We start from the raw sequence: 26,240 nt of genomic DNA on the forward strand, positions 1-26,240 counted from the left end.
GTCTGTTCATCGGCTCTGCTGTATCAGGCGGCGACGCCTGCAGGATGAGAGGCCAGGTGACCCGCCCACAGGCTTGCAACCCATTTCACGCCTTTCGCGGTAAAGCGGGCCTGTGAGAACGCGTGCTGATTTTCACCCGTACCGGTGCGGAAAGAGAAATAGCCCGCCTGCACATGGTGTTTCTGTGGCGCCAGCGTATTTTTCTCCCGGTACATAATATTGCGTTCAAGCAGGAATTGCCGGAAGTCAGTCTCTTTGACCTTCAGCATTTTACAGAGCTGACGAAATCCCAGCGCTTCATTGACCTCAGTGAAACGGTCAAAAAACTCCGCTTTTGGTGCAGAGAGTGCCAGCTGCTGCTCTACGCGCCGCCGCTGTTCAAATTGCTCCGCCCAGGCACGGGCTGCTTCGGCCGGATCCGTGAAGTCCGGCAGCTGAGCGATCTTTTCTTTCTCCTGCCAGCGATCGAGCAGATCGGCAGTAAAGCCGGGCGAAAGTCGGGCTACGGCGAGTAACGAGTCGCGTTTATTGAGCAGAAACTCCTGACGGCTCTCACCTTCATGCTCGTAAAGACTGACCGTAACAGGCTGGGAAAGGCGCTGTGCGGTTTCCAGGCTTTTAATCAGGCGCTTCACTTCGCCGTGCGTGATGCCAGTCAGTCTGGCAAGGTCACGGCTGCTCATCAGCAGAGATGCGGTTTGAGCAGCAAGAATTTCCGTTGAGATCATCATTCGTATCACCTCTTAAAACGTCATTCAGTCATCAAGACTGCTGGATAAGTATACAACTTACTGTAGTTATATCCAGTGTTTTTTTTAACCAATTCGGTAGTTTTTCTGCTGCTGTGCGCCACGTTCCGGCGCAGCTGCAACCCGGTTGCACCACGCGGGCAGAACTGCCGATGCGCTTGCCTAATCAGCAATTGATGCCAGGCTCAGGCAATTCGCCTTAAATAATGTCAGGCACCTGCTGCGCTTATTAATGAGGAGTTAAGAATGAAAGCGTTAACCTATCATGGCCCGCACAAAGTACGCGTTGAAACGGTTCCCGATCCGGTATTGCAGGAAGCGGATGATATTATTCTGCGTGTCACTGCAACCGCTATCTGCGGTTCTGATTTGCATTTATATCGCGGTAAGATCCCAAAAACTGAACATGGCGATATATTTGGTCATGAATTTATGGGTGAAGTGGTGGAAGCTGGCAGTGCCGTGACCAATGTGGCGATTGGCGACCGCGTGGTGGTGCCGTTTGTGGTCGCCTGCGGCGACTGCTTCTTCTGCCATCTGCATCAGTATGCCGCCTGTGAAACCACTAATCCGGGTCGCGGTGCGATACTCAATAAAAAAAATATCACGCCACCCGCCGCCCTGTTTGGGTTTAGTCATCTTTATGGCGGAATACCCGGTGGACAGGCAGAATATGTTCGCGTGCCGAAAGCGAATACCGGCCCGTTCAAAGTGCCGCTGGCGCTGCCGGATGACAAAGTGCTGTTTCTGTCCGATATCCTCCCGACCGCCTGGCAGGCGGTGCAGAATGCCGGGCTGGATAAAGGCTCAAGCGTCGCGATCTTTGGTGCCGGCCCGGTAGGTCTGCTTAGCGCCGCCTGTGCAAGGCTGATGGGTGCCGAAGATATCTTTATGATTGATCATAACGCCTATCGTCTAGAGTTTGCCCGTCAGCGCTATGGCGTTACGCCGATAAATTTTGACGAGATTGACGATCCCGCAGCCTGGATTATTGACCATACCAAAGGGAACCGCGGCGTGGATGCGGTGATTGATGCAGTGGGCTTTGAAGCCAAAGGCAGCCTGACCGAAACCGTCCTCAGCAATCTGAAACTTGAAGGCAGCAGCGGCAAAGCGCTGCGTCAGTGTATTGCGGCCGTACGTCGCGGTGGGGTGGTCAGCGTGCCGGGCGTCTATGCCGGTTTTATCCATGGCTTCATGTTTGGCGATGCGTTCGATAAAGGGCTGACCTTCAAAATGGGACAAACGCACGTGCACGCCTATCTGCCACGGCTGCTGTCGCTGATTGAACAGGGATTATTAACGCCGGAAGAGATTGTTACGCATCATATGCCGCTGGATGCGGCGGCAGAGGGGTATGAGATCTTTGATAAACGCAAAGAGGATTGCCGCAAAATCATTCTGGTGCCGGGAATGAAATCGGCTACTGCTGAAGCCTGACGCTATGGAGGCTGCCGCGTGGCAGCCTGCATAACAGAAATTCAGCGTACGCTGCCTTCGTCACGGTCGCTGAGTTCAGAAAGCGACACTTCAACAAACGGCATGTTATCCAGCCTGTCGCCGTAATCTTCACTGACATCAGGCAGGCTGGTGAACTGACCATCAACAAACAGAAAACTCAGATGCCGTTCAACCTCTTCCAGCAGCTCATCCACCTCTTTTGCGGTTTCACCCTGAGCGTCTTTACCATCCAGTTTCCAGCGAAAATGATTACCCACGATTTCTGCGCTGCCAATATCAACTACTTTGGCATCGATATTTTCTAACAGCAGACGCTGGCGGGCAAAATAAAGCAGATAGGGCATCCGATCGCGATTAATTTCAGACATACATTACTCCTGAATAATATTTCAGTGCGGGAAATAGTTGCGTACAGCATATACCGACCAGTAAACCGCGTTCAGGCCCAGCCAGGCCCAGCAGCCCCAGTAAGCAACGGGTTCACGCCGGGTACGCAATTTAGGCAGAAATGCCAGCAAATAACCCGCCGCCGCAATAAGCGCAACGAAATAAAGAAATTTCATGCTTTCTCCTGATTATTTATCATGAAGTAAGCATAGTCAGATTAACGCATTTGTGGAGCGCAGCGCCTGATATCCGGCAATGAGTTTTTCCAGTGCCGCTGCGCTTGTTTCGTCCGCCGGGACGTAAACCAGCAGGCGGTCACCATTGCGTGAAGCGGACCACCAGTTATTCTGACGCAGCGTAAATTCCCCGGTTTCCGCCCGCCAGAAACGCTTGATCCGATTCTCCACTTTTCCCAGCTCGTAACGCTGCCAGGTCTGTGCAAATTCATCAGAACTGTTAATCAGCCGGGTGAGAAAGCTTTCCCAGTGCGGATCGCCAAGGTGTTCTCCCATCTGGCCGCGAAACATGGCCACCATCTGCGGCATGACTTCATCCCAGTCGCGTATCATGCCGCGCCAGCCGGGATGATTAAACGCCAGCCAGATACAGTTGCGATCCTCAGCCTCTACGCTTGCCAGATCTATACCCATCAGCGCACACCACGCAGCGTTATAGCCAATGATGTCAAAACGCGGTGTCTCAATAATGGCCGGCAGCTGGATAGCATCCAGCATCTGCTGATTATGCTCAGCGAGTTTGCAGCAGGCGGCAACCTGAAGGGCGGGCAGTTTATGACCGGCGAGCGAGAAAAGATGTTGCGTTTCAACGTCATTACACTGCAGTGCTGATGCGATCGCCGTCAGCGTTTTCAGCGACGCTTTAATATCGCGACCCTGTTCCAGCCAGGTGTACCAGGTGACGCCGACATCAGCCAGCTGGGCGACCTCTTCGCGGCGCAGGCCCGGCGTGCGCCGCTGGCGCATACGCGGCAGACCCAGCCTGACAGGATCGAGGTTTTCCCGTCGGGAACGCAAAAAGGCGCCCAGCAGTTTGCGATTCGTATGAACCTCTTTTTCAGCATATTTTACAGCGGGTTGAATCGACATCAGCGTCATTTCTCCGGCCAGACGGGTGGTTTTAATACCATGATAATCAAAAACTGGTACCCGGTTATTTTTCAGCAGATGCTATGCCGCAATGAACACGAAAACAAGGTGAAACTGATGCACACTCCGCAACTTCGTCAGGCGGGACTGATGGTACTGCTGGCCGGGCTGTTACTGCCTATGATCGACTTTTCAATCGTTAACGTGGCGCTGGATGCAATGGCGCATAGCCTGCAGGCAACGCCCACCCAGCTGGCGCTGATTGTTGCTGTCTATGGTATTACTTTTGCCGTTTGCCTCGCGATGGGAGGGCGGCTCGGAGATAACTATGGCCGGCGCCGGGTTTTTATCAGCGGTGTCGGGATCTTTGCCCTGGCTTCGCTGCTGTGCGGTATGGCAAGCGGGGCCGGGATGCTGATGTTTGCCCGCGCGCTGCAGGGAGTGGGTGCGGCACTTATCGTGCCGCAGATCCTGGCAACGCTGCATATTACGCTGCAGGGCAGGGAGCATGCGCGGGCGATTGGTCTTTATGGCGGAATGGGCGGGCTGGCGTTCGTGATTGGTCAGGTGCTGGGCGGCTTTCTTATCAAAGCCGATCCGGGTGGGTATGGCTGGCGCAGCGTGTTTCTGATCAACCTGCCGATCTGTCTGGGCGTACTGGTGGCTGCGCGCCGCTTTATTCCGGAAACCCGCAATGCGACCCGCGTACCGGTTGATATTAGCGGTGCGCTGCTGCTGGGCGGAGCCACAGGCGCACTGTTGCTGAGCCTGGCGCTGGGGCCGGTGCTGAACTGGCGCTGGCCATGCGTGCTGTTACTGCTGCTGGCGCCGCTGTTTTTGCTGCAGCTGCGACGGGTCTCTGTGCGTGCTGAAGCGTCAGGCCGTTCACCGCTGCTGCCCCCGTCACTGCTGCGTTTACCCGGCGTGCGTTTCAGCCTTACGCTTGCCGTTATCTTTTTCTCCTGCTGGAGCGGGTTTATGTTTGTCATGGCTCTGACGCTGCAGTCCGGGCTTGGCTTCAGCGCCTTTGACTCCGGTAACGCTTTCATAGCGCTGGGGGTAGCCTATTTTATCGGTGCCATGCGGTCGACCGCACTGGTCACGCGCTTTGGTACGCGCACAATGCTGCTGGCTGGCTGTGCTATTCAGATCACCGGCCTGCTGGCTCTGATGGCAACCCTGCAGCTCCGGTGGCCGCAGGCGGGTATTCTTGCGCTGGCGCCAGCCACGGCACTCATTGGATTTGGTCAGTCTTTTATCGTCAGTACCTTCTACCGTATTGGCATGCGCGATATTCCGCATCATCAGGCGGGCGCCGGCAGCGCCATGTTGTCGACCGTGCAGCAGTCGGCGATGGGGCTGGGGCCGATGCTGCTGGGCAGCGTATTCAGCCATTTCAGCCAGACCGGATCCTGGCTGAGTGCTATCAGCGGTGCGCTGGGGACTGAACTGCTCTCCATGCTGGTACTGGTGGCGATCGCCTTAATGCAGCATGACAACTTGGCAACCACACCCGCAGAAGGATAACGTTCACGGTAACGGCGGCGCTTCCGGCAGACGCTGGCCACTCTGCGCATCGAACAGGTGGATTTTTTCCATGCGCAGCGCAATCGTCAGCGGATCGCCGCTGCCGGCTGCGTGACGGCCAGGTACCTGCATATGCAGCGTATGCCCGTGCCACGTCAGATGCAGCAGCGTGGATTCTCCGGTGATCTCCGTAACGGCGACCTGCGCCAGACTGCCCTGCGTTGCAGGGATCAGGTCGTGGGGGCGAATGCCAATCATCAGCGCAGCCCCTTCCTGTGCCGCGTGCTGCCAGCGCGGAGGAAGCGGCTGCCAGAGATCTTCACATTCAATGCCCGGCACGCCATCACGCGTTACCAGGTGCGCCGGCAGCAGATTCATCGGAGGCGAGCCGATAAAGCGGGCGACAAACAGATCCGCAGGACGATCGTAAATGCTGAGCGGGGCGCCCTGCTGAACGATCTGACCTTCGCGCATTACTACAATCTGATCGGCCAGCGTCATCGCCTCAACCTGATCGTGTGTGACATAAATCATGGTGGTTTTAAAACGCTGGTGCAGTGCTTTGATTTCCGCCCGCAGCTCCATGCGCAGCTGAGCATCAAGATTAGAGAGCGGTTCATCAAACAGGAAAACCTGAGGATTTCGCACCATCGCCCGGCCCATCGCCACGCGCTGACGCTGGCCGCCGGAGAGGGCGCGCGGGTAGCGCTGCAGCAATTTATCGATACCCAGAATAGCGGCAACGCGCGCAATCTTACTCTGCTGCTCCGCGCGGCCCACCTTTTTAACCTGCATATGAAAGGCGAGGTTTTCAGCCACGGTAAGGTGCGGATAGAGCGCGTAGCTCTGGAACACCATCGCCATGTCGCGGTCGGCCGGATCGCGATCGCCAATCGGTATATCGTTCATCAGAATGGTTCCCTCTGACAAACTATCCAGCCCGGCCAGCAGCCTCAGCAGCGTGGACTTACCGCAGCCGGACGGGCCAACCAGTACGGTAAAACTGCCATCGGGAATGCTGAGACTGAGCGGATGCAATACCGTCTGTTTGCCGTAGCGTCTGGCGACGCTGACGAGCTCAATACTGGCCATAAATTACCTCTCCTCTGCAGAAAATGGCAGCTGTTGCCAGCCGGGATAGCGGCGTGGCTGCGTGCTGATCGCCTGTGATGCCACGGCAATGCCCCACTGCAGCGCGCGGCTCAGCGGCTGCTGATGTAACAGCGCGGTGAGAAAGCCGGCGTTGAAACTGTCACCGGCTCCTATGGTATCCACGACGGTGACGGGAGTGGCAGGCTGTTCCAGCCAATGCGCACCCTGCCAGCAGGCGGCACCGGCACTACCGCGCTTCACCACGCAGCCGCCACGTCCGCTCAGGGTTCCCGCCAGCTGCCGTGCGCTCTCCGGCAGCGTTGCCGCCGCACCGAGGCCCAGCGTCTCTGCTTCATTCAGTAACAGCCAGTCGCAGTACGGCAGCCACTGTGCAACCTGCTGCCGCACCGCCGTATTCCAGCCCTGCGGAGGCCAGCCGGTGTCAACGGCGGTTATAAAGCCGCGCCGCTGCAGTTCTTCCAGCAGTGCGGCATAGTGCGAACTGAGTGCCAGGCAGAGAAAGGTGCCGCACAGCAGAACAATATCTCCCGGTGCAGCACGCAGCGGAATTTGATCCAGTACGTCATCCACGCTGAGTTGCGCCACGTGACCAAAATTGCTCAGAAACGAGCGCTCGTGATCGCTGTGCGTAATGCCAACGGTGACAGACGTTTCGCAGGCGTAGCGTCTCCAGTGCGCCGCACTGTTTGGGAAGTAGCCCGCCAGCCAGGCGCTGAGGCCATCATTCCCCTGATTAGCGACAGCGCGATGGCGAACCTGCATCGCTTCCAGTGCCAGCGCACAGTTACCCGCCGAGCCGCCCGGACGCAGTTCACTCTGAGGGAGCATGACTTCAGTGCCGCGCTGTGGCCAGCTATCCAGCGTACCCAAGATCAAATCGGCGTTAACGTTGCCAGCGACGTAGAGCGTTGCGTTACAGTCAATTGTCATCCTTTACTCCCGCCGCTGGCCAGACCGCTCACCAGCGTTTTCTGCAGCCAGACAGCAATTAACAGAGGGGGAACCGAAGCCAGAATGCCAACCGCAGCAATCAGGCCGTCATCAGTTGCGCGTCCGGCAGTAAAGCCGGCAATGGTCACCGGCAGCGTTTGCGCCGTAATATTGCTGGTGAACAGCAGGGCATAGAAAAATTCATCCCACGCCAGCAGCCAGCCAAACAGCGCTGCGGCGCCCAGAACCGGTTTTGCCAGCGGCAGCGTGATGCGCAGCAGCACCTGCCACACCCGCAGGCCATCAAGCCGCGCAGCCTGTTCAATATCACGCGGCAGAGTGTCAAACTGGTTTTTGAGCATCCAGGTCAGAAACGGCAGGATCAGCGAACAGTAAACGATAATCAGCCCCGGGCGGGTGTTCAGCAGATCCAGCTGCTGCAGCAGAAAGTAGAGCGGCAGTACAAAGGCCACCGGCGGCACCATATAGATGGCCAGTGACGCAAACAGCCAGCCGTCGCGTCCGGGATAGCGCGAAAAGCTGAAAGCGGCCGGGATCGCCAGCAGCAGACAGACCAGCGTTCCTCCCGTCGCCACCAGCAGACTATTACCCAGCGCATGCAGAAACAGGGTTCCCGGTTCACCCGGCGCCAGCGACAAAAGCCGGCCGTAGCGGCTGAAATCCCACTGGCGCGGTATCCACTCCAGCGGCACGCGCGTCAGGTCGCTGGTGGCGCTGACGCTCATCAGAAACAGCCAGCCCATCGGGGCCAGAACCGACAGCGCCACGGCGGCTGCCGCCACATATTTAGCCACAGATATCATCTTACGCTTCATGGGCACTCCCCCGGCGACGCTGCCGCCACAGCATCAGCATATAGAGCGCAATCAGTACGGCACACAGCAGCGTCATCAGGATGGCATAGGCCGCTCCGCTGCCGGCGCGCAGATAGCTGAAGGACTCCTGATAGACGTAGAAACTGAGCGTTTTGGTGCTATCTACCGGCCCGCCCCGGGTCATGACATAGATGATGTCGAATATTTTGAACGCATCAATGGTGCGCAGTACCAGCGCCACGCTTAGCGCTCCGACGATGGCCGGAAAGGTAATGGCGCGAAACCGTCGCCAGGCTGAGGCACCGTCCAGGCGCGCCGCCTCAAAAAGATCGTCCGGAATCGACTGCAGCGCAGCCAGCACCAGCAGCGTAACCAGCGGATAGTTCTTCCACACATCAGCAAACATCACGGCGTTAAGCGCTGAGTCGGGTGAACCCAGCCAGCTGCGATAGCCATCCAGGATACCGAGCTGTGTCAGCAGCGCGTTGACGCTGCCGTAGTCCGGATTAAAATTAAGCCGCCACATCATCGCGTTAACGATTGTCGGCAGCGCCCACGGCAGGATCACCAGCACGCGCAGCACGTTGCGGCCGGTAAACCGCTGATTAAGCAGCAGCGCCACCAGCACGCCAATGACGCCCTCGAAAGCAACCGACACCAGCGTAAAATAGAGCGTGCGCCACAGCGAAAGCCGGAAGTCGGGATCGCTTAAGGCGTACAGGTAGTTCTCCACGCCGATCCAGCCGGGCGCATCGCCGCTGCCTATCAGGGCTGCGTCGGTAAAACTCAGCCAGATGGTCCGCATCAGCGGCCAGGCGGTAAGCAGCAGCATGACCAGCAGCATGGGGGCCAGTAGCACCCATGCCTGCCGTCGCTCACGTTGACGTAAACTCAGCATGCCCGCTCCTTAGCGCAGCCGCGCGGCACTTTTATCGACCGCCTGCATGGCGGCTTCCGGGGTCGCGCCGCCGGTCAGCACCTGCTGCAGCTGCTGCTGCAGCGTGCTGGAGAGACGCGAATAGTCTGCGGTTTCAGGACGTGACAGCATTACGCTCAGCGACGTGTCCGCTGCCTTAATCAGGCTCTCCTGATCTTTCATCACCGCCGCATCCTGATAAGAGCTTTTCCAGATAGGCAGGCTCAGACGGGCATAGTTGTTCTGCACCGGCTGAGAGGTCATGTATCGGATATACTGCCACGCCTGATCGGCATGGGTGCTGCCGCTGGCGATACCGAGCCCCATTGAGCCGTTGACCGCGCCCGCTTTGCCTGGCGCATCGCCGGGTGCAGGCATAATGCCAACCTGACCCGCAACTTTGCTCTGTTTTGCATCGTTGGCCATGTTGTACATATAGGTCCAGTTCAGCGCGAACGCGGCGTCGCCATTGGAGAACGCTTTGCGCACATCTTCTTCCAGATACTCACGTGAGGCGGGGTTAGTCAGTCCGTCATCAAGCGAGCTTTTCATCAGTTTTACCGCCTGCAGTGAAGCGGGGCTGGAGAAGCTAAGCTTGCCATTCTGATAGAACTGCCCGCCAAAGCCGGAGACCAGCGTGGTGTAGTCGCATACCAGCGCTTCCGCCTGAGACCAGCTCCACACCAGCGGATAATTCACGATCTTTTTCTCTTTAATAATGCGCGCGTCATCCATTACCTGCTGCCAGGTTTGCGGCAGGTCGCGGATACCCGCTTTCTCCAGCATCGCTTTGTTGTAATACAGATATTTGGTGTCCAGAATCCACGGCATACCGAGCGTTTTACCGTTGAACACCACGGTTTTAAGCGCGCCGGGGAAAATCTGCGCCTTATCTTCGGCACTGATACGGCTGCTGACATCCTGCAGCAGGTTAAATTTTGTGAATTCCGCCGGCCAGATCGCATCAAACAGCACCACGTCGTAGCCATTTCCGCCCGCACCCCGTGCCGCGACAATCTTGTCGTGCAGCGCTTCATACGGCACAAACTCAAGGTTGACCTTTACGTCCGGATTCGCTTTTTCAAACGCCTGCGTCATGGCGCGAATATCGCTCTCACTATAGGCTGCCTGAGTCATAAACAGCGCATTGAGTGAGGTGGCCGCCGTCGCGCTGGCAGCGCTGGCGAGCAGAAACAGTGCCAAACAACCGTGAACCGATTTTTTCATGATATGTCCGCCTGAAAGCTGTGAGAGATTAATTAAATCAATTTGATTGATTTAATAACGTGCGCAAAAGTGTGCGTCAGTTGCCATGCCACAGAAAGGTAAGCAAGCGATGTGCCAGAAACGATCTGCTGCGGGTCCTGCTTCTACTTTGCACGTTTTCCCGCCGCTGTCAGGTAAACAGGTTGTAAAATGTGCCAGCGATCATAGATATTGTTGCGGTGGCAGAGCGGCTAGGCGTGAAAAGGAAACAGTACGATGAGAACATCAGGGACTAACCTTGAACACGCGCGGGCGCATAACCGGCGCGTGATCATTGAGGCCATTCGCCTGCACGGTGAACTGACACGGGCTGAGCTGGCGCGGCTCACGGCCCTGACCGCGCAAACGGTATCCAATATTGTCGCTGAACTTGAACAGGCTGAACTGCTGATAAGCCACGGACCGCGACGTCAGGGACGCGGACAGCCCGCTATTCCCGTCACGCTGAATCCGGCCAGTGCGTTTTCAATCGGTATTCATCTTGATCACCAGACGCTGCTGATGGTGCTGGTGGATTTAACCGGCGAAATCCATTTTCGCCGTCTCATTATGGTGCAAAAACCGGAGCCTGCTGCCACCCTGGCGCGCATCGCCTCGGTACTGGATGAGATTAAGACGCAGCTGGGTGCGCGCTGGCGCAAAGTGCTGGGTATCGGCGTTGTGATGCCCGGGCCCTTTGGCGTTGAGGGACTCTCTTCACTGGGGCCGACCACGCTGCACGGCTGGGAAGATGTCGATATTGCAGGAGAGCTGGCGGCACTCAGTCAGCTGCCGGTGACGCTGGAAAATGATGCCACGGTAGCGGCAATTGGCGAGCGCTTTCACGGCGTGGCGCGCCATCTTAATTCGTTTATCTATCTCTACATTGGTACCGGGCTGGGTGCAGGTATCATTGTTGATGGTCACGTCTGCAGCGGTGATGCACATAACGCCGGTGAAGTTGGCCATATGGTGGTGGATCCCGGCGGGCGCGACTGCTACTGCGGCAATCAGGGGTGCCTGGAACGCTATGTCTCGCTGCAGGCAGCCTATGAATTCTGCGGGCTTGATCCCATGACCGCGCTGCCGGACGATTTGCTGGCGGTGCCGGCAGAGCTGTTTGACGCGTGGATCGCCACTGCGCTGACGCCGCTGCGCCAGGCCATCAATATGCTGGAGTGCATCTTTGACGCGGAGAGCGTGATTATTGGCGGTATGATCCCCGCTGCCCTGCTGGAGAAAATCGTTGCGCGCCTGCCGCCGCTTTACCAGTCTGTGCGCGGGCGCTACCTGACCGCCACGCGCATACGGACCGGAATGAGCGGCAGTGATACCGCCGCGCTGGGTGCGGCAGCGCTGCCGCTGTTTGATGAGTTTAATCCGCAGTTTCAGGTATTAATGAAATGAGCATGATGATGCGCCAGGCTGGCGCCGGTAATCCTGCGCGGCGTCTGCATACCTTTTAGCCGTTTATTGCGCCGATGCGAAAAAACCTGTGCGGCCCGTTTCCTGCCGGCGTTATTTTATTTACATTGCCAGCAACTTTTTGCTGACCCAGCGGACTCTGCAATGACTATTCCTGCCTTACCGGTAATCTGCCTCGATCTTGGCGGTTCATTTATTAAACTTGGCGTGATGACGCAGGCTGAGCAGATCCAGCTGCTCGATCAGCAGCCGATGCCCGCCCGCTCCTGGGAAGCGTTTTGCGCTACCGTCAGCGATACGATCGCCAGACATCAGGCACATTTCAGCGCGCACTCCCCGGTCGCGGTTTCCACCGCCGGAATTGTCGCGCCACTGAGCGGCGAGATGTTTGCCAGTAACATACCTGCCTTTCACGGACGTCATATGGCGCAGGAGCTTGGCGCATACCTGCAGCGTCCGGTCACGGTCCATAACGATGCCGACTGTTTTGCCGTTGCGGAGGCGCTGGCCGGGGCCGGACAGGGGCATAAAGTGGTGCTGGGCGCTATCCTCGGTTCAGGCGTGGGCGGCGGACTGGTTGCAGATGGCCGGCTGATCACCGGTCAGAATGGCTTAACCGGTGAGTGGGGACATGGCCCGATCACGCTACGCGAAGTTGATATCGCAGGCAAAACGGTTGCCATACCGCGTCAGCCGTGCCCGTGTGGTCAGAGCGGCTGTCTTGATACTTATGGCGGAGCGCGCGGTCTGGAAACCCTGCACCGCGTGCTGCATGATGAAACGCTCAGCAGCAAAGCGATCGTTTCACGCTGGCAGGCAGACGAAAACCAGGCGCAGCAGACGCTGGAGGCGTGGCTCCAGCTGGTGAGTGAGCCGCTGGCCTACACCGTTAACATCACCGGAGCGAGCTGCGTCGCCGTCGGCGGCGGGCTGGCCTCCGTTGTTCCGCTGATAGCTGCCCTTAACGAGGCGGTGCAGCAGCGGGTGCTGCGCCGTACGCCGCAGCCGCTGGTGATCCCCGGCCGCCATGCTCATCAGGGTGGCATGCTGGGTGCAGCGCTGCTGGCGCTGGCTCACTGAGCCGCCAGTTTTTGCTGTAAAAACGCAATAAACTGCCGGTGGATCTCGCTGCGCTGGCGATGCTGCGGGTAGAGCGCATTAAGGTGCAGCGAGGCGGGCTGCCACGCATCCAGCACGCGTATTAATTCACCGCTGGCCAGCGCCGGCGCCACGATAAATTCCGGCAGCAGGATCAGCCCCAGCCCGGCAATCGCCGCATCGCGCAGCATTTCACCATTATTACTGACCATCGGCCCCTGAACTGCCACGACGCTGCGCTGCCCGTCCCTGAACAGCTCCCAGCCCTGCTGACTTTCCCGGCCGTAGCGCAGGCAGCGGTGCAGCGACAGTTCCGCAGGCGTCTCCGGCGCTCCGGCGCCCTGAAGATAGGCAGGGCTGCCGCAGATCAGCCGCCGGAATTCGCCCAGCCTGCGTGCGATCAGGCTGGAGTCGGGCAGGGTGCCGATGCGAATAGCCATATCAAATCCCTCTCCCACCATATCGACATGGCGATCGGCCAGCTCAACCTGAAACTGCAGGCCGGGATGCAGCGTGAGGAATTCAGCAATGTAGGGGGAGAGATGCGTAATGCCAAACGACATCGGCACGCTCAGACGGAAGTTACCCTGCAGAGCCTGATGACGACCTGATACTGCCAGTTCCGCTTCCTGTACATCATCCAGTATGCGCTGTGCGTGATGCGCAAACAGCAGACCATTTTCTGTCACCGAAAGCTTGCGGGTATTCCGGTTGAGCAGGCGGGTGCCCAGCGCCGCTTCCAGCGCCGCCATGCGGCGGCTGACATACTGCTTTGAAAGCATCAGCTGTTCAGCGGCTGCACTGAAGTTGCCCGCATGGATAACAGCAACGTAAATACGAAGATCGTCTATCTGCATAGTGTCCACTAATTCGTGACAGTGATTGTCATGTCAGCACATTGTTGAGCAAATCAGTTTACGTATACTGAATCACATCAGGAAGCAAAATCGTTTCCCTTACTTATTCAGGAGCAGATCATGATTGAACAACGCCTTTCAAATCAGCGCGGCACCGGCGATCACGGCTGGCTGTATTCACGCCACACCTTTTCCTTTGCAGGCTACCGCGATCCACAGCAGGTGGGCTTCTCTGATCTGCTGGTGATTAACGACGACCAGGTTGCACCCGGTCGCGGCTTTGGTGCCCATCCGCACAATAATATGGAGATCATCTCCTATGTGCTGGAAGGTGCTCTGGAGCACAAAGACTCAATGGGTACCGGTTCTGTTATCGTGCCGGGTGATGTGCAGCTGATGAGCGCTGGCAGCGGCGTGACGCACAGCGAGTTTAATCACTCGAAAAGCGACAACGTGCATTTTCTGCAGATCTGGATTGTGCCGGCAGAGCGCAATACCGCGCCAGGCTATCAGCAGGTTTCCGTGGCGGAACAGGATAAGCGCGGCAAACTGCGCCTGATTGTCTCGCCGCAGGGCGAGTCCGGTTCGCTGCAGGTGCGACAGGATATGCGCATCTATGCCGGCCTGTTCAACGATAATGAGCAGCAGACGCTGACGCTGGCAGCCGATCGCTACGCCTATATTCATGTTGCGCGCGGCAGTATTGAGGTTAACGGCGTGCGCTTCAGCGCGGGCGACGGCGCGCGGGTGCGTAATGAAACGGCGCTGACTTTTGCGAATGGTAATGATGCCGAGGTGCTGGTGTTCGATCTGCGTCCGCTTGAAGTGAATCATCCTCAGCGTTAATAGCCAAAAAGGGTAGCGTGCTGCGGCGCGCTACCCTTTATTCATAACTATTCTCCATTATTTCTTCACCATTGGCTGTTTTATCAGCGCTTAATTCGGAACCCGGACAGGGCCAGACTAAAATAAGAATTTTTACCTTTCTTAAATTTCTGCAGCACTTTAAATTCGCATCCTGAGACCCATGCCGCCTGCTGGCAAAGGGCGATCAAATAAATAACAACATTAACCTGATTGCATTCCATTATTAAATGGTAATGAGGATTTTGATGACTTTAAAACGCAGCTTTAATATTGCCGCCGTACTGGTGCTGGCTTTGTCTGTTACCGCATGCAGCGGCATGTCTCATCGTGGTAAAAATACCGCAATTGGTGCTGGCGTTGGCGCGCTGGGCGGTGCCGTGCTGACTGGCGGCAGTACGTTCGGTACGCTGGGCGGGGCGGCTATTGGCGGATTGATTGGCCATGAAGCAAGTCGTTAAACAGTAAATATGACAGGACGCGCATAATGGTATTATTGCGCGTCCTGTAAATAAGCTTATTTCTGCATTGCACGCCATTATTAAACAGGCGGAACAAACGTAATGCTTTATCAGCCTTAATCAATATTAAGCTGATGGATAGCCAGCACGGCTCGTGCAGCTTCTTTTCCTTTCTTAATAAAATGCTCGGTATAAAATGATTCCAGTTCATTGACCGGCTGAAAATTATGTGGCGTCAGTGAAACAGAAAACACCGGTACGTTGGTACTGAGCTGCACGCTCATCAGGCCGTCAACCACTGCCTGCGCAACAAAATCGTGACGGTAAATCCCGCCATCCACGACCAGCGCGGCACAGACAATGGCATCAAAACGACCGGTTTCGGCCAGGCGCTTTGCCAGCAGCGGCATCTCAAAAGCACCGGGCACATCATAGGTTTTCAGCACGCTGTCTGCGCCCTGCTCATTGAATTCACTGACAAATCCTGCCAGCGCATTGTTCACAATATCTTTATGCCAGCCAGCCTTGATAAAGGCGATTCTAATCTGTTCCATAAGTCTTCCGTCATTTGCCAAAGTAGAGTAGGCGGATAATTATCCGTAAAATCTCATCATTTTCATTAACATGAGTGTGTATAACATAGGCTGAGAGCGCGATCCACTCCGTTGCGATGCAGGTTTTTCATGTCATCTTCGGGCCGAAATCACGCTAGCGAATCTTGTGAAAAGTTGGCGCTGAAACTTTCCATTTGAGCCCGGTCTTCTCGCGTGCGCGGGTAAAGGCAACCATGATCTGATTTAAGCTCAACGCCGGGACCACGCGATCTGAGTCGTTGCTGAGCGCTCAAAGCTGATCAAGAACATCCAGGACTGAACGTTTTGCACCCATTAGCATGTTGGCCATATCAATGACGATTTTCATCCCTGTTTAACTTTGTTCGATGCAAATTTTCCGATCCCGAATATTCGTCTATTTCATAGAATAAACATCGGTTATCAAATAAGATTATTAATATCAGTTGCTTATACAAAATATGGCCACTTGACCACTTTTATCAGGTAGGTGATAATATGACCTCATGACCGCAATTAATGAGGTTAATATGAAAGTCCTGAATGTAGCCGAATCGAAAGCTCGTTACTCTCAGATTTTGAGTTCAGCGAGTAGCGGTGAAAGTTTCATCATTGCTAACCACGGCGATCCGATAGCCATGATCGTTCCTTATAAATCAGCGCCTCTGTTAAACCGTGTTGGCTTTTTAGATCATAAAAAGTATGCCATTCCTGATAATTTCAACGATTTCATGTCAGATGAAATCCAGTCGATGTTTGAAGGTGGCAATGACTAGTCCTGTAAGAACGCGGAACATCTTTAATCGCTATCTTCTTGATACTCACTATCTTATCTGGGCTTGCGCAGACTCTAAGCGTCTTCCGCAAGCCTGTTTCGATCTGATTGTTGATCCCTTAAACGAGCTATATTTTTCCGCCGCATCTATTCATGAAATCGCCATAAAATTCGCGTTAGGTAAACCTCATTTTACGGTTGATCCAGAGGAGATTTTGCGCGGCTTGCTCGCAAACGGTTATAACGAACTTCCCATTTCATCACATCACACCGTAAGTCTTAAACGTTTGCCTCGTGATATGCACGGCGATCCGTTTGACCGGCTGATCGTTGCTCAGGCGAACATGGAGGCGCTGACCTTAATCACGGATGATGAAAAAATTATTCGATATTGTTCAGATTACATTCCGATAAAAACGTTCTGATAAAAACACACCCGTCCCGAGCGGGTTTTTTATGGGCTAAATTCATGCATGAAACAATGACCGGGATCGAGCTGGGTGGCGTGCCCGATCGCACCTTCGGCAAAGTTTATTACCGCAGCATTACCGACCCACAGGAAGCAGCCAAAGCCCTCGCCACGACGAATTAAGGCTTTGAGTCTTTCATAATCCCAGACGTAAACGTGGCATTACATTCGCTGTTTTCCGTAGAAAATATATTAATTTAATGTGATCTGATTTCTGGTCTCAGACGCCGATAAGCCAGAAAACCGCGTTCAAAACGGCTTCTAAGTTATTGTTTAAAAGTGTTGAGAAACCGTAAACAGTCGTTTTTTGCAGTGCAAGATTTAAGCGCCTGAAGAGAGCCTTAAAAGGCACTCCTTGACGGCGTGATGCGGCTTGAATAAAACTAAAGATGTCGGGGGAGTCTCGCCACAGAGACTGAGAGGCTGATAGCGCAACCGCGCGGTTCAGCGACCCTTTGAACCTGACCCAGTTGATACTGGCGTAGGAAGACTGAGGGCGCCAGACCGGTGCCGTCCGGGATGTTGCAGCAAACGGCTGCACCTCCTTATCTCCCTTCCTGTATCCGCGGGTCTCAGTCAACACTGAGAGGCCGATGTGACCCTTCTTTTTTATCCGGAACACAGACAATGAGCCGCTGGAGCGTGTTAGGCGCAGGCGTCAGCGGACTATGCGTGGCCACCCTGCTGGCGGAGCGTGGTGAATCAGTTGAAGTCATCGATGACGCGCAGCGTCCGCCCGCATCCTGGTATGCCGGTGGCATGCTGGCGCCCTGGTGTGAAGCAGAAAGCGCCCCCGCCGAGGTTATTTCACTGGGTCAGCATGCCGCTCGCTGGTGGCAGCAGCGCGTAAGCTGCGTTGAGCATCAGGGCACGCTGGTGCTGGCTCCGCCACGCGACAGTCAGGAGCTGAACCGTTTTGCGCGCCTGACTCACGCGCATCAGTGGGTCAATCCGGCAGAGGTAGAGCCGGCGCTGGAGGATCGCTTCGCACGGGGGCTGCTGTTTGCGGGCGAAGCACATCTCGATCCCCGGCTGGCGCTCACTGAGCTGCGCCAGAAGCTTGAGGCGCACGGTGCAACGTTCCATCACTCCGCGCCTTCCGGCCAGATCATCGATTGTCGTGGCATTCATGCCCGCGACGCGCTGCCCTCGTTGCGGGCCGTGCGCGGTGAAATGATTATCTTACAGAGTCGGGATCTGCACTTTTCGCGACCGCTTCGTCTGCTGCATCCGCGTTTTCCCTGCTATCTGGTTCCGCGGCGTAACGGCTGCTTTATGCTGGGTGCCACCATGGTCGAGAGCGATGATGGCAGCGCCATCAGCGCCCGCGCCATGATGGAGTTGCTGAGCGCCGCCTGGGCGATACATCCGGCGCTGGCTGAAGCGCGCATTATCGAGAGCGCCAGCGGCCTGCGGCCCGCCTGGCCGGATAACCTGCCCGAAATTCGTTATGAAAACGGTATTTATTATCTTAACGGCATGTATCGCCACGGCTTTCTGCTGGCGCCGATGCTGGCAGAGCAGCTGATGCAAAAACTGATTCAGGAGACCCCTTATGCAAATCCAGCTTAACGGACAGATCGTTGAAACCCAGGCGCAGACAGTCAGCGAACTGCTGCAGGAGCAGCAAATCGATGCCAGCTGCGTGGCGACAGCGCTGAATGGCAACTTCGTGCCCAGAAGCGCTTACTCCCGTCAGCCGCTTGCGGCAGGCTGCCAGCTGGAAGTCCTGTCACCGATGCAGGGAGGGTAACGCATGTTTTACGACTTTACGGGCACATCGCGCTTTCTGCTGGGTACAGCAGGGTATCCGTCACCGGCCATTCTGCAGCAGGCGATAGCGGCGGCGGGCAGTGAAATTATTACCGTAAGCCTGCGGCGGGAGGGCAGTGCGGGTGCCGCGTTTCGCGACCTGCTGGCCAGCCTTAACGTTCGCGTACTGCCCAATACCGCAGGTTGCCACACGGTGAAAGAGGCGGTAACCACGGCGCATATGGCGCGCGAGCTGTTCAATACGGCCTGGATCAAACTTGAGGTGATTGGGCATGCCGATACGCTGCAGCCCGATCCGTTTGCGCTGGTGGAAGCCGCACGCATCCTGTGTGCTGAAGGATTTAGCGTATTTCCCTATACCACGGAAGATCTGATTGTTGGCGAGAAACTGCTGGCTGCCGGCTGCGAGCTACTGATGCCCTGGGGCGCACCGATTGGCTCAGGGCAGGGCCTGCGTAATATTGACGGATTGCGCGCCATGCGGGCGTGGTTCCCGGATACGCCGCTGATTATCGATGCCGGGATCGGTGCTCCTTCCCAGGCGGCGCAGGCGATGGAGCTGGGCTTTGACGGCATTCTGCTTAATACCGCCGTCGCGAAAGCGGGCGATCCCATCCGCATGGCAGCGGCGTTCAGCCAGGCCATTGCTGCGGGGCGCAGCGCCTGTGAGGCAGGGCTGATGGAAAAGCGCGATATGGCGATGGCATCAACGCCGGTATTCGGTCTGGCCACACTAAGCTGAGGAGAACAGGATGGAACGCTATCAGCGGCAGATGGTACTGCCGGAAATCGGTGCGTCAGGGCAGCGTAAGCTGGCGCAGGCGCGCGTGCTGGTAGCCGGCGCGGGCGGTCTGAGCGCGACGCTTCTGCCGCAGCTGGTGGGGGCCGGCGTGGGGACGCTGCGTATTTATGATGCCGATGAAGTGGCGCTGCATAATCTGCATCGCCAGACGCTCTTTACGCAGCAGGATATCGGGCAGTCAAAAGTGCTCAGCGCGCGTCAGGCGCTGACGCAGCGCAATCCTGAGGTCAATATCGAAACCTGCGCACAGGCCCTGACGGCCAGCAACATCGCGCAGGCTATGGCTGACTGTTCGCTGGTCATCGACGCGGCCGACAATTTTGCCGTGACCTGGCAGCTTTCAGACGCCTGCTATGCGACCGGTACACCGTTTATCAGCGCTTCAGTGCTGGGCCGGCAGGGCTACGCGGGCGGATTTTGCGGAGGTGCGCCCAGCTACCGGGCGCTGTTTCCCCGGCTGCCGCGTACGGCTGCCAGCTGCAACACGGCAGGGGTGATGGGGCCGGCTGTGGCCGCGCTTGGCGCCATACAGGCGCAGATGGCGCTTACGGTGCTGCTTGATCTGCAGCCGTCTCCGCTGGGATTACTGGTCAACTGCGATTTTGTGAACTGGCACTTTCGCGCGTTTCGCTTTGATGAAGCGCAGGAGCCTGTCGTGCCGGGCGTGCCCTTTATCGACTGCTCGCTGCTTACCCCGGCAGATTGTATTGTCGAGCTACGCAGCCGGGATGAAGCGCCCCACAGCGTGGCAAGCCAGGCTGAGCGTATTTTGCTGGCAGATCTGGCGGCCTGGCAGCCACCCTATGGGCGGCGCATCGTGCTGGTTTGCGCCAGCGGTATACGCGCCGCACAGGCGGCCAGCGAGCTGGCGGAGCGGGGCTATACGGACCTGGCGATTCTGGCGGCCAGCAGCAGTTAGCCGGCGGCAGGTTTTTCGGAAAATACTGGAATCCTGTGACTGTTATCACATGAGAAGCCACGCTAAACTAAACGCTTCTCATTTTGCTAAGGGATGATCGTCACAATGCTTTCACGTTTTACACTGGCTTCTTTAACCGCTGCCTTACTGCTTACCGGCTGCGCCCGTCATCACGCTGATGAGATTGCCAGCACCGCGCCGGCAGAGGTGAGTGCTGCCGCACCGATTGAGAACAGCAACACCGACACGCCCTTTGCCAGCGGACCTACGGTAATCAACGTTTCACACCTGGTTACGCGCACGGATGATGGATCGGCAGTGTATGTTACCGTTGACGGCCAGGAAGCGGGCATGCTGAAAAAAGGTGAGAATAAAGAGATCCGCGTGGCGGCAGGCAAGCATGAAATCGGCGGCTATGTACAGACGCTGTTTGGTTTTGGCAAAGTCACCATTCCGGGCGTTGATATCACCACGGATACGGCTAAGCCGAAACATGTGGTTTATTCAGTGACCCGCCAGCGTCCGCAGTTCAGTGAAAGCAGTACGCCTCCCGATAACTCCTGAGAAAGTGCGGTGCTGCAGCACCGCTCCCTCCCGCGATATTCATCTGGCTGTCTGACATCAGCTCAGCAGCGCATGAATAACATCAATGACATTGATTACCACAATAAACAGCACGAGGTGTGTGAGCAGGTTGCGCGATCGGGGTCTGGAATAAGACATTATCTATCCTGAATAGTTAGCCTGACAAATATGTGCTGTGGCTTACTATTACTGATTCAGAATAAGAATACCATGCCAGGCCATCTTAAACCGGAGGCGGACAAGGGTTACGCGTCAGGAAAAGCTGACCGGCTCTGGTTTGATAGCGTAAAGGCAGCAGAGAATAGAGAGGAATCCGAACGGGATTATTCGTGATGCTGGCGCTGATAAGCGTGAGAGTAGCGGTTAACCGCTGGCTCACTCATTAATCTTTGCCCGGCAGCGACACGCTGTTTTGCAGATGCTCACGTAAGTGATGGTGCAGGGCGCGAATCGCTGGCGAGAATTGCCTGCGGTGCGGACAGATCAGATGCAGTGGCGTCGCCTCACCTTTTACCTCAGGCAGAATCAACTCCAGCCTCCCCTGATGTACATCCTCAGCCACATCCAGCCAGGACTTATAGGCGATACCCATTCCTGCCAGCGCCCAGCGGCGTGCGACTTCCGCGTCATCACACATAAGGCGGCTTTTTACCGTGATAAGCTGCGCGCCCTCCGCCTGCGGAAAGCTCCATTTATCATATACGTGGCCTCCCATCATAAACGGCAGACAGTGATGGCGGGTGAGATCGGTCAGCGCGGCAGGCCGGCCATGTTCAATAAGATAATCGGGTGATGCGACCAGTACCCGCCGGTTATTTTCAGCCAGCGGCAGCGCAACGTAGCTGCTCTCCTCTAATTTGCCGTAGCGAATAGCGATATCTACCGGATCGCGGAAGACGTTACTGACCTGATCGGAGAGTGAAAGGCGCAGCTGCAATCCGGTATGCTGACGGCAGAAACGGGTCAGTAACGGCAGCAGGATATGCCGCCCGATATCGGATGGCATCGCAATTTTCAGTTCACCGCGCAGTTCGTCGTCATGACGCTGCAGACTCTCTGCACCTGCCTGCATCAGCGCCAGCATCTCCTGTGCAAAAGGCAGATAGCGCTCACCCTCGGCGGTCAGCCGCAGACTGCGCGTTGAGCGCGCAAACAGGCGGCGATCGAGATCGCGCTCCAGCCGCTGAATTGCCGCGCTGACCTGACCCGGCAGCAGGTTTGCTTCGCGCGCGGCACGGGAGAAGCTGCCCAGCGCAGCTGAGCGGACAAACAGCGTAATATCTTCGAGACGAACCATGACGTTTTTACCTGGCAAACCGGATTTTCACTCTACGAGTGAAAGTCTTCCCCTGCAACGTCGATTTTTCCATGCGCCATTGCCCGCTATGCTTGATGGGTATTCAGAAAATCTGTCAATCACCATGGAGATAAGGCATGAAAGCCATTGTTTATAGTCAGAACGGCTTACCCATTTCGGATGAAAATGCGCTGTATGACGCTGATGTCGCCAAACCTCAGCCCGGCGCCCGCGATCTGCTGGTCAAAATCAATGCCATTGCGGTGAATCCGGTCGACACCAAAGTACGTAAAGGCGCCGCCACTGAGCAGCCGCGCATTCTGGGCTGGGATGCAGTCGGTGTGGTAGAGGCGGTGGGTGAAGCGGTTACGCTGTTCCGCCCGGGCGATGAGGTGTTTTATGCCGGCGATATCAGCCGGGCCGGCAGCTATGCAGAGTATGGTCTGGTGGATGAGCGCATCGCCGGCCACAAACCGCGCTCCCTGAGCGATGCCGATGCGGCTGCGCTGCCGCTGACGTCACTCACCGCATGGGAGCTGCTGTTTGACCGTCTTGAGGTGCAGGCGGATGAGAACGCAGCGCTGCTGATTGTGGGCGCGGGCGGGGGAGTGGGTTCTATTCTCACCCAGCTGGCACGCAAACTCACCGGGCTGACAATTATCGGTACGGCATCCCGTCCTGAGACTGAAGAGTGGGTGCAGCAGCAGGGCGCGCACCACGTTATCAATCATCACCAGCCGCTGGCGGAGCAGCTGCGTGCGCTCGGCATCGACACGGTGAAATATGTTGCGTCGCTGACCCATACCGACAGCTACTATACGCAGCTGATTGAGGTGCTGGCGCCGCAGGGCAAGCTGGCGCTGATTGACGATCCGGAGACGCTGGATGCCATGCCGCTTAAGCGTAAAGCGATCTCATTACACTGGGAGCTGATGTTTACGCGCTCGCTGTTTGAAACGCCGGATATGCAGCGCCAGCATGAGATTCTGCAGCGTATCAGCCAGCTGATTGATGATGGCACCCTGCAGACCACCGCCGGGGAGCATCTTGGCAGCATCAATGCGGCTAACCTGCGCAAAGCGCATGCGTTGATCGAGAGCGGACGCGCGCGCGGCAAGCTGGTGCTTAGCGGTTTCTGATAACGTGATTCACCCGGCACGGAGCGGCCGCTTCGTGCCGGGTTTCAGTCAGGAAAACGTCACCCGCCGCCTTAAGTTAATCTGATGGCCGTCGTAATTTTCGCTAACCCCCTAACTATTATAAGAATTTGCTCTGCAAATCGCGGCTGCCGCTCTGGCTGAATGCTGCGGGTCATGATATGACTGCTCTCTGTGCTTTCAGCCTTCCGGAGAGAATTATGTATAAGCGAATTTCACTGGCTCTGCTGCTCTCGTACTGCGCTATTCAGTCAGCCGCGGCGCAACAGACGCTGCGTTTTGGCGTCGATCCCACCTTTCCCCCTTTTGAATCCAAAGCCAGCGATGGCTCCCTGCAGGGGTTTGACATCGATCTCGGCAACGCCATTTGTGCCCAGGCCAAAGTGAGCTGCAAATGGGTTCAGATTGGCTTTGATGGCTCTATTCCGGCGCTGCAGGCAAAGAAGTTTGACGCGATTTTGTCAGCCATGTCGATGACGGAGAAACGACGCGAGCAGGTTGCATTCAGCGATATGCTTTATGTCACCCCCAGCGCGCTCATCACCCCGGCTGACAGCGCCCTGACTGATGATATCGCCACGCTGCGCGGTAAAAACATCGGCGTAGCGCAGGGGACTATTCAGGAAACCTACGCGCAGACTTACTGGGCACCCAAAGGCGTCAGCGTGGTCTCCTATCCCAACCAGATGGAGATTTATCCCGATCTCGTTGCCGGACGCCTTGATGGCACGCTGGCAAATGCGGTGTCTGCCGATCAGGGCTTCCTGAATACCGCAGAAGGAAAGAAATATGTGAATAAAGTGACCCTGACCGATAAAGCTGTATTAGGTAACGGCGTGGGAATCGGGCTGCGCAAAGATGATGTCGCAAATCTTAAACTGATTAATGCGGCCTTGGCAGAACTGCACCGCAACGGTACCTACGATCGCCTGGCGCAGAAGTATTTCAAATATAAAGTTTATCCCTGATCGGGATGTGTGAATCCGTTATCTGCCAGCAGGAGAATTATGCGTAACCTGACCGATTACCGCACGCAACGGGCCCGCTTCCTGGCTGCCGTTGAGCATAAAAAAGGGGCGCTGCACACCTGGCAGCATCCGTTATGCGGTCCGGCCGGTGAAGCGCTGTTTACCGATCTTGCCGTGATTGGCAACCCGCACGCCTCGCGCGTCATGCTGATTATCTCCGGCACGCACGGCGTGGAGGGATATTACGGGTCGGATAATCAGATAGAGTGGCTGAACAGTCTCGATGCGGCCCGCTTACCGGCAGAGTGTGCTGTGATGCTGATTCATCTGCTGAACCCGTGGGGAGCGGCGCATCTGCGACGCGTCAATGAAGATAATATCGACCTGAACCGCAATTTTATTCCGTTCAGCGCGCCGCTGCCGGATAACGCTGACTATGCACGCTATCACGCGTTTTATCACGGCGAGCGGGCAGAGGCGGATCGGCTGCTGGCTGCCGCGCTGCAGCGCGACGGCTGGCCGGCGATCAAGCGGGTGGTGGAGGCCGGACAGTATCAGCACGCTGATGGTCTGTTTTATGGCGGAGAGCACGCCACCTGGTCGCAGCAGACGCTGCAGAAGATCGTAACCGGCCATCTGCTGCGGGCAGAACAGATCCTGAGTTTCGATCTGCATACCGGCGCAGGCGCATGGGGACATCCGATGCTGCTGGGCATTGCGCAGAAGCGGGTTCCTGTGCACGCCTGGGGACGCGAGCTGTATGGTGAATGGCTGACGCTGATCGATACCGGCAGCGGGCAGGAGAGCGCCACCGGCATCACGGCAACGGCCACCGGTTACGTTTCGCAGTTTCTGCTGGATCAGCTGCCGCACGGTGCCATCCTGCCGCTGGTGGTGGAGTGTGGCACTTACGCGGGTGAGGAGATGCACCGGCGGGTGCGGGACGATCACTGGTTGCACTTAGAGGGCGATGTGCAGAGTGCGGCCGGGCAGGCCCTCAAACAGCAGCTGGTTGAGGGATTCTGGCCACAGGACCGCGACTGGCGCGAGCTGACGGCATTCCGCACGCAGCAAATTTTCCGGCGCGGCTGGCAGGCGCTGCTGTCACAGCCGGCCATAAAACGTCATGCGGGCGGTCTCTGACAAGGCAATTCCCGGCTGCGTATTGTAAGCGAGCACCGCCAGCATGCGGGTGATATCACCTTCGGTCGGCGTCACGCGATGGAGCGAATTGCGTCCGCGAAACAGCACCAGATCGCCCGCCTCAATCGCCAGCGCATCCGGCGTGCAGGCTTCATTGAGCACAGCGGCGACGCCATCGTAGTTCATCTCGCCCGCGTCAGCATCGCGCAGATCGCGTACGTACTGAAATATGCCGCCCGCCTGCGGCTTCTGCAGCAGCAGAGTAATGGCAAAGGAGGAGTTGTCGAAATGCCAGCCCAGCTCCTGCCCCTGTGCGGCATAGTGCAGGTTGATTGACGAGAGCGGATCGGCATAAGGATAGAGGGCGCTCTCGTTCAGCACCTCGCAGAGAAACTGTTTAAACAGCGTATCGTTGTACAGCTGACGCAGCGGTGAGTCGTGAGCAATCGCCTCATCGGTAATACAGCCTTTGGTGCTGATGACATCGCGGTTACGGGGATGATCTGCGCTCAATGTCTCGTCTGTTTTCAGCAGATAGACGTTATGGTTGCTGCGCGTATGCCAGGCAAGATGGCGCTGCGCGTTCCCTTCTGTAATGATAGCCTGCAGCGCTGCCGGCTGCAGAAATTGCCGCAGCACCAGGGCGCCGTGTTGTTCCAGCTGCGCGCGACACTGCGCGCGCCAGTCAGCGTCCGCCAGAGGATGCAGGTCAAAACGTATTAATCCAGACATAGTGCGTTTCCCGGTAGCAACAGTGTCATAAAACTCTACGATGCTGCGGCGGGAATGCGTAGCGATAAATCAT

30 protein-coding genes and 1 riboswitch are annotated in these 26,240 nt (G+C 56.7%); of the genes, 17 read left to right on the plus strand and 13 right to left on the minus strand.

Annotation, left to right across the window (positions count from 1 at the left end):
• Positions 1–23: 23 nt before the first annotated feature.
• The gene (locus C1Y41_RS15420; protein ID WP_104085792.1) at positions 24–731 is read right to left on the minus strand and encodes a phage antirepressor KilAC domain-containing protein; all 708 of its coding nucleotides are present in this window, start codon (positions 729–731) and stop codon (positions 24–26) included.
• A 264-nt stretch (positions 732–995) separates the two neighbouring features.
• Between C1Y41_RS15420 and C1Y41_RS15425 the strand changes: the two genes are divergently transcribed.
• Complete coding sequence (locus C1Y41_RS15425; protein WP_040113656.1) at positions 996–2,189, plus strand: zinc-dependent alcohol dehydrogenase; 1,194 nt, start codon at positions 996–998, stop codon at positions 2,187–2,189.
• A gap of 41 nt (positions 2,190–2,230) precedes the next feature.
• Here the strand turns inward: C1Y41_RS15425 and C1Y41_RS15430 are convergent, their stop codons facing one another.
• From C1Y41_RS15430 to C1Y41_RS15435, 3 genes are read right to left on the minus strand one after another with little or no spacing between them, the layout of a single operon-like run.
• Complete coding sequence (locus C1Y41_RS15430) at positions 2,231–2,578, minus strand: hypothetical protein (protein ID WP_071668401.1); 348 nt, start codon at positions 2,576–2,578, stop codon at positions 2,231–2,233.
• Between the two features lie 21 nt (positions 2,579–2,599).
• Entirely contained in the window at positions 2,600–2,773 is a 174-nt protein-coding gene (locus tag C1Y41_RS20145; protein WP_166714220.1) for a hypothetical protein, read from the minus strand.
• A gap of 36 nt (positions 2,774–2,809) precedes the next feature.
• Entirely contained in the window at positions 2,810–3,703 is an 894-nt protein-coding gene (locus tag C1Y41_RS15435) for a helix-turn-helix transcriptional regulator (RefSeq protein WP_052246563.1), read from the minus strand.
• 117 nt (positions 3,704–3,820) lie between these two features.
• Here C1Y41_RS15435 and C1Y41_RS15440 point away from each other — a divergent pair, with 117 nt between their 5' ends.
• Complete coding sequence (locus C1Y41_RS15440; RefSeq protein WP_104085837.1) at positions 3,821–5,230, plus strand: MFS transporter; 1,410 nt, start codon at positions 3,821–3,823, stop codon at positions 5,228–5,230.
• Positions 5,231–5,233: 3 nt separating this feature from the next.
• Here C1Y41_RS15440 and C1Y41_RS15445 read toward each other — a convergent pair whose 3' ends face one another.
• Genes C1Y41_RS15445 through C1Y41_RS15465 form a run of 5 tightly spaced genes read right to left on the minus strand, consistent with a single transcriptional unit; the run spans position 5,234 to position 10,252 of the window.
• On the minus strand, positions 5,234–6,322 hold the full coding sequence (locus C1Y41_RS15445; protein ID WP_104085793.1) for an ABC transporter ATP-binding protein: 1,089 nt from the start codon (positions 6,320–6,322) through the stop codon (positions 5,234–5,236).
• A 3-nt stretch (positions 6,323–6,325) separates the two neighbouring features.
• On the minus strand, positions 6,326–7,273 hold the full coding sequence (locus C1Y41_RS15450) for a carbohydrate kinase family protein (RefSeq protein WP_104085794.1): 948 nt from the start codon (positions 7,271–7,273) through the stop codon (positions 6,326–6,328).
• The gene (locus C1Y41_RS15455) at positions 7,270–8,109 is read right to left on the minus strand and encodes a carbohydrate ABC transporter permease (protein ID WP_040113648.1); all 840 of its coding nucleotides are present in this window, start codon (positions 8,107–8,109) and stop codon (positions 7,270–7,272) included. The genes C1Y41_RS15450 and C1Y41_RS15455 overlap by 4 nt, the downstream gene beginning before the upstream one ends.
• Positions 8,099–9,007, minus strand: coding sequence for a carbohydrate ABC transporter permease (locus tag C1Y41_RS15460; protein ID WP_071668397.1), 909 nt, complete (start codon positions 9,005–9,007; stop codon positions 8,099–8,101). The genes C1Y41_RS15455 and C1Y41_RS15460 overlap by 11 nt, the downstream gene beginning before the upstream one ends.
• A gap of 9 nt (positions 9,008–9,016) precedes the next feature.
• The gene (locus tag C1Y41_RS15465; protein ID WP_071668396.1) at positions 9,017–10,252 is read right to left on the minus strand and encodes an extracellular solute-binding protein; all 1,236 of its coding nucleotides are present in this window, start codon (positions 10,250–10,252) and stop codon (positions 9,017–9,019) included.
• A gap of 255 nt (positions 10,253–10,507) precedes the next feature.
• Here C1Y41_RS15465 and C1Y41_RS15470 point away from each other — a divergent pair, with 255 nt between their 5' ends.
• Positions 10,508–11,677 carry an ROK family transcriptional regulator gene (locus C1Y41_RS15470; protein WP_104085795.1) on the plus strand — a complete coding sequence of 390 codons (1,170 nt, stop codon included), beginning with the start codon at positions 10,508–10,510 and terminating at the stop codon, positions 11,675–11,677.
• A gap of 162 nt (positions 11,678–11,839) precedes the next feature.
• A complete protein-coding gene (locus C1Y41_RS15475; RefSeq protein WP_040113640.1) occupies positions 11,840–12,775 on the plus strand; it encodes an ROK family protein in 936 nt (311 codons plus the stop codon).
• On the opposite strand, the gene C1Y41_RS15480 is transcribed toward C1Y41_RS15475, so the two are convergent.
• On the minus strand, positions 12,769–13,650 hold the full coding sequence (locus tag C1Y41_RS15480; protein ID WP_071668393.1) for a LysR family transcriptional regulator: 882 nt from the start codon (positions 13,648–13,650) through the stop codon (positions 12,769–12,771). The two genes, C1Y41_RS15475 and C1Y41_RS15480, sit on opposite strands and share 7 nt — an antisense overlap.
• Positions 13,651–13,770: 120 nt before the next feature.
• Here C1Y41_RS15480 and C1Y41_RS15485 point away from each other — a divergent pair, with 120 nt between their 5' ends.
• Both C1Y41_RS15485 and C1Y41_RS15490 read left to right on the plus strand, forming a co-directional pair.
• A complete protein-coding gene (locus C1Y41_RS15485) occupies positions 13,771–14,496 on the plus strand; it encodes a pirin family protein (RefSeq protein WP_040113632.1) in 726 nt (241 codons plus the stop codon).
• A 266-nt stretch (positions 14,497–14,762) separates the two neighbouring features.
• A complete protein-coding gene (locus C1Y41_RS15490; RefSeq protein ID WP_040113630.1) occupies positions 14,763–14,975 on the plus strand; it encodes a glycine zipper 2TM domain-containing protein in 213 nt (70 codons plus the stop codon).
• Between the two features lie 116 nt (positions 14,976–15,091).
• Here the strand turns inward: C1Y41_RS15490 and C1Y41_RS15495 are convergent, their stop codons facing one another.
• Positions 15,092–15,529 carry a 6,7-dimethyl-8-ribityllumazine synthase gene (locus tag C1Y41_RS15495; RefSeq protein ID WP_040113628.1) on the minus strand — a complete coding sequence of 146 codons (438 nt, stop codon included), beginning with the start codon at positions 15,527–15,529 and terminating at the stop codon, positions 15,092–15,094.
• A 548-nt stretch (positions 15,530–16,077) separates the two neighbouring features.
• Here C1Y41_RS15495 and C1Y41_RS15500 point away from each other — a divergent pair.
• The 8 genes from C1Y41_RS15500 to C1Y41_RS15530 all read left to right on the plus strand — a co-directional run bounded on the left by C1Y41_RS15500 (position 16,078) and on the right by C1Y41_RS15530 (position 20,849).
• Positions 16,078–16,323: a type II toxin-antitoxin system Phd/YefM family antitoxin gene (locus C1Y41_RS15500; RefSeq protein WP_040113898.1), complete on the plus strand. Its 246-nt coding sequence runs from the start codon at positions 16,078–16,080 to the stop codon at positions 16,321–16,323.
• On the plus strand, positions 16,316–16,747 hold the full coding sequence (locus C1Y41_RS15505; RefSeq protein ID WP_104085796.1) for a type II toxin-antitoxin system VapC family toxin: 432 nt from the start codon (positions 16,316–16,318) through the stop codon (positions 16,745–16,747). Before C1Y41_RS15500 ends, C1Y41_RS15505 begins: the two co-directional genes overlap by 8 nt.
• Positions 16,748–16,791: 44 nt before the next feature.
• Positions 16,792–16,914, plus strand: a complete 123-nt coding sequence (locus C1Y41_RS20365; RefSeq protein WP_255402151.1) for a hypothetical protein — start codon at positions 16,792–16,794, stop codon at positions 16,912–16,914.
• Positions 16,915–17,175: 261 nt separating this feature from the next.
• Positions 17,176–17,296: riboswitch (TPP riboswitch) on the plus strand.
• A 122-nt stretch (positions 17,297–17,418) separates the two neighbouring features.
• Positions 17,419–18,363: an FAD-dependent oxidoreductase gene (locus C1Y41_RS15510; protein WP_104085797.1), complete on the plus strand. Its 945-nt coding sequence runs from the start codon at positions 17,419–17,421 to the stop codon at positions 18,361–18,363.
• Complete coding sequence (gene thiS, locus C1Y41_RS15515) at positions 18,347–18,544, plus strand: sulfur carrier protein ThiS (protein WP_040113622.1); 198 nt, start codon at positions 18,347–18,349, stop codon at positions 18,542–18,544. Before C1Y41_RS15510 ends, thiS begins: the two co-directional genes overlap by 17 nt.
• A 3-nt stretch (positions 18,545–18,547) precedes the next feature.
• Positions 18,548–19,306 carry a thiazole synthase gene (locus C1Y41_RS15520; RefSeq protein ID WP_040113620.1) on the plus strand — a complete coding sequence of 253 codons (759 nt, stop codon included), beginning with the start codon at positions 18,548–18,550 and terminating at the stop codon, positions 19,304–19,306.
• Positions 19,307–19,316: 10 nt separating this feature from the next.
• Entirely contained in the window at positions 19,317–20,285 is a 969-nt protein-coding gene (locus C1Y41_RS15525) for a HesA/MoeB/ThiF family protein (RefSeq protein ID WP_104085798.1), read from the plus strand.
• 105 nt (positions 20,286–20,390) lie between these two features.
• Positions 20,391–20,849: a hypothetical protein gene (locus tag C1Y41_RS15530; protein ID WP_104085799.1), complete on the plus strand. Its 459-nt coding sequence runs from the start codon at positions 20,391–20,393 to the stop codon at positions 20,847–20,849.
• Positions 20,850–21,252: 403 nt separating this feature from the next.
• On the opposite strand, the gene C1Y41_RS15535 is transcribed toward C1Y41_RS15530, so the two are convergent.
• Positions 21,253–22,167, minus strand: coding sequence for a LysR family transcriptional regulator (locus C1Y41_RS15535; RefSeq protein WP_040113614.1), 915 nt, complete (start codon positions 22,165–22,167; stop codon positions 21,253–21,255).
• Positions 22,168–22,304: 137 nt separating this feature from the next.
• Here C1Y41_RS15535 and C1Y41_RS15540 point away from each other — a divergent pair, with 137 nt between their 5' ends.
• The 3 genes from C1Y41_RS15540 (at position 22,305) to C1Y41_RS15550 (ending at position 25,435) form a co-directional block, all read left to right on the plus strand.
• Positions 22,305–23,306 carry a zinc-binding alcohol dehydrogenase family protein gene (locus C1Y41_RS15540; RefSeq protein ID WP_071668389.1) on the plus strand — a complete coding sequence of 334 codons (1,002 nt, stop codon included), beginning with the start codon at positions 22,305–22,307 and terminating at the stop codon, positions 23,304–23,306.
• A 218-nt stretch (positions 23,307–23,524) separates the two neighbouring features.
• The gene (locus C1Y41_RS15545; protein ID WP_071668388.1) at positions 23,525–24,292 is read left to right on the plus strand and encodes a transporter substrate-binding domain-containing protein; all 768 of its coding nucleotides are present in this window, start codon (positions 23,525–23,527) and stop codon (positions 24,290–24,292) included.
• A gap of 39 nt (positions 24,293–24,331) precedes the next feature.
• A complete protein-coding gene (locus tag C1Y41_RS15550) occupies positions 24,332–25,435 on the plus strand; it encodes a DUF2817 domain-containing protein (RefSeq protein ID WP_071668387.1) in 1,104 nt (367 codons plus the stop codon).
• On the opposite strand, the gene C1Y41_RS15555 is transcribed toward C1Y41_RS15550, so the two are convergent.
• Complete coding sequence (locus tag C1Y41_RS15555) at positions 25,397–26,167, minus strand: 2OG-Fe(II) oxygenase family protein (RefSeq protein WP_104085800.1); 771 nt, start codon at positions 26,165–26,167, stop codon at positions 25,397–25,399. The genes C1Y41_RS15550 and C1Y41_RS15555 overlap by 39 nt on opposite strands.
• Positions 26,168–26,240 lie beyond the last annotated feature (73 nt).

It is taken from the genome of Pantoea sp. ICBG 1758 (assembly GCF_002928325.1).
Taxonomy (GTDB): domain Bacteria; phylum Pseudomonadota; class Gammaproteobacteria; order Enterobacterales; family Enterobacteriaceae; genus Pantoea; species Pantoea eucrina.

What these genes read in the sequence shown, in the direction of transcription:
- C1Y41_RS15555 (WP_104085800.1), bottom strand. Translation starts at nt 26,167, where the DNA reads ATGTCTGGATTAATACGTTTTGACCTGCATCCTCTGGCGGACGCTGAC.
- C1Y41_RS15480 (WP_071668393.1), bottom strand. Translation starts at nt 13,650, where the DNA reads ATGCAGATAGACGATCTTCGTATTTACGTTGCTGTTATCCATGCGGGC.
- C1Y41_RS15475 (WP_040113640.1), top strand. Translation starts at nt 11,840, where the DNA reads ATGACTATTCCTGCCTTACCGGTAATCTGCCTCGATCTTGGCGGTTCA.
- thiS (WP_040113622.1), top strand. Translation starts at nt 18,347, where the DNA reads ATGCAAATCCAGCTTAACGGACAGATCGTTGAAACCCAGGCGCAGACA.
- C1Y41_RS15530 (WP_104085799.1), top strand. Translation starts at nt 20,391, where the DNA reads ATGCTTTCACGTTTTACACTGGCTTCTTTAACCGCTGCCTTACTGCTT.
- C1Y41_RS15520 (WP_040113620.1), top strand. Translation starts at nt 18,548, where the DNA reads ATGTTTTACGACTTTACGGGCACATCGCGCTTTCTGCTGGGTACAGCA.
- C1Y41_RS15485 (WP_040113632.1), top strand. Translation starts at nt 13,771, where the DNA reads ATGATTGAACAACGCCTTTCAAATCAGCGCGGCACCGGCGATCACGGC.
- C1Y41_RS15470 (WP_104085795.1), top strand. Translation starts at nt 10,508, where the DNA reads ATGAGAACATCAGGGACTAACCTTGAACACGCGCGGGCGCATAACCGG.
- C1Y41_RS15465 (WP_071668396.1), bottom strand. Translation starts at nt 10,252, where the DNA reads ATGAAAAAATCGGTTCACGGTTGTTTGGCACTGTTTCTGCTCGCCAGC.
- C1Y41_RS15525 (WP_104085798.1), top strand. Translation starts at nt 19,317, where the DNA reads ATGGAACGCTATCAGCGGCAGATGGTACTGCCGGAAATCGGTGCGTCA.
- C1Y41_RS15430 (WP_071668401.1), bottom strand. Translation starts at nt 2,578, where the DNA reads ATGTCTGAAATTAATCGCGATCGGATGCCCTATCTGCTTTATTTTGCC.
- C1Y41_RS15425 (WP_040113656.1), top strand. Translation starts at nt 996, where the DNA reads ATGAAAGCGTTAACCTATCATGGCCCGCACAAAGTACGCGTTGAAACG.
- C1Y41_RS20365 (WP_255402151.1), top strand. Translation starts at nt 16,792, where the DNA reads ATGCATGAAACAATGACCGGGATCGAGCTGGGTGGCGTGCCCGATCGC.
- C1Y41_RS15540 (WP_071668389.1), top strand. Translation starts at nt 22,305, where the DNA reads ATGAAAGCCATTGTTTATAGTCAGAACGGCTTACCCATTTCGGATGAA.
- C1Y41_RS15420 (WP_104085792.1), bottom strand. Translation starts at nt 731, where the DNA reads ATGATGATCTCAACGGAAATTCTTGCTGCTCAAACCGCATCTCTGCTG.
- C1Y41_RS15505 (WP_104085796.1), top strand. Translation starts at nt 16,316, where the DNA reads ATGACTAGTCCTGTAAGAACGCGGAACATCTTTAATCGCTATCTTCTT.
- C1Y41_RS15550 (WP_071668387.1), top strand. Translation starts at nt 24,332, where the DNA reads ATGCGTAACCTGACCGATTACCGCACGCAACGGGCCCGCTTCCTGGCT.
- C1Y41_RS15510 (WP_104085797.1), top strand. Translation starts at nt 17,419, where the DNA reads ATGAGCCGCTGGAGCGTGTTAGGCGCAGGCGTCAGCGGACTATGCGTG.
- C1Y41_RS15545 (WP_071668388.1), top strand. Translation starts at nt 23,525, where the DNA reads ATGTATAAGCGAATTTCACTGGCTCTGCTGCTCTCGTACTGCGCTATT.
- C1Y41_RS15500 (WP_040113898.1), top strand. Translation starts at nt 16,078, where the DNA reads ATGAAAGTCCTGAATGTAGCCGAATCGAAAGCTCGTTACTCTCAGATT.
- C1Y41_RS15490 (WP_040113630.1), top strand. Translation starts at nt 14,763, where the DNA reads ATGACTTTAAAACGCAGCTTTAATATTGCCGCCGTACTGGTGCTGGCT.
- C1Y41_RS15450 (WP_104085794.1), bottom strand. Translation starts at nt 7,273, where the DNA reads ATGACAATTGACTGTAACGCAACGCTCTACGTCGCTGGCAACGTTAAC.
- C1Y41_RS15445 (WP_104085793.1), bottom strand. Translation starts at nt 6,322, where the DNA reads ATGGCCAGTATTGAGCTCGTCAGCGTCGCCAGACGCTACGGCAAACAG.
- C1Y41_RS15435 (WP_052246563.1), bottom strand. Translation starts at nt 3,703, where the DNA reads ATGTCGATTCAACCCGCTGTAAAATATGCTGAAAAAGAGGTTCATACG.
- C1Y41_RS15460 (WP_071668397.1), bottom strand. Translation starts at nt 9,007, where the DNA reads ATGCTGAGTTTACGTCAACGTGAGCGACGGCAGGCATGGGTGCTACTG.
- C1Y41_RS15495 (WP_040113628.1), bottom strand. Translation starts at nt 15,529, where the DNA reads ATGGAACAGATTAGAATCGCCTTTATCAAGGCTGGCTGGCATAAAGAT.
- C1Y41_RS15535 (WP_040113614.1), bottom strand. Translation starts at nt 22,167, where the DNA reads ATGGTTCGTCTCGAAGATATTACGCTGTTTGTCCGCTCAGCTGCGCTG.
- C1Y41_RS15440 (WP_104085837.1), top strand. Translation starts at nt 3,821, where the DNA reads ATGCACACTCCGCAACTTCGTCAGGCGGGACTGATGGTACTGCTGGCC.
- C1Y41_RS20145 (WP_166714220.1), bottom strand. Translation starts at nt 2,773, where the DNA reads ATGAAATTTCTTTATTTCGTTGCGCTTATTGCGGCGGCGGGTTATTTG.
- C1Y41_RS15455 (WP_040113648.1), bottom strand. Translation starts at nt 8,109, where the DNA reads ATGAAGCGTAAGATGATATCTGTGGCTAAATATGTGGCGGCAGCCGCC.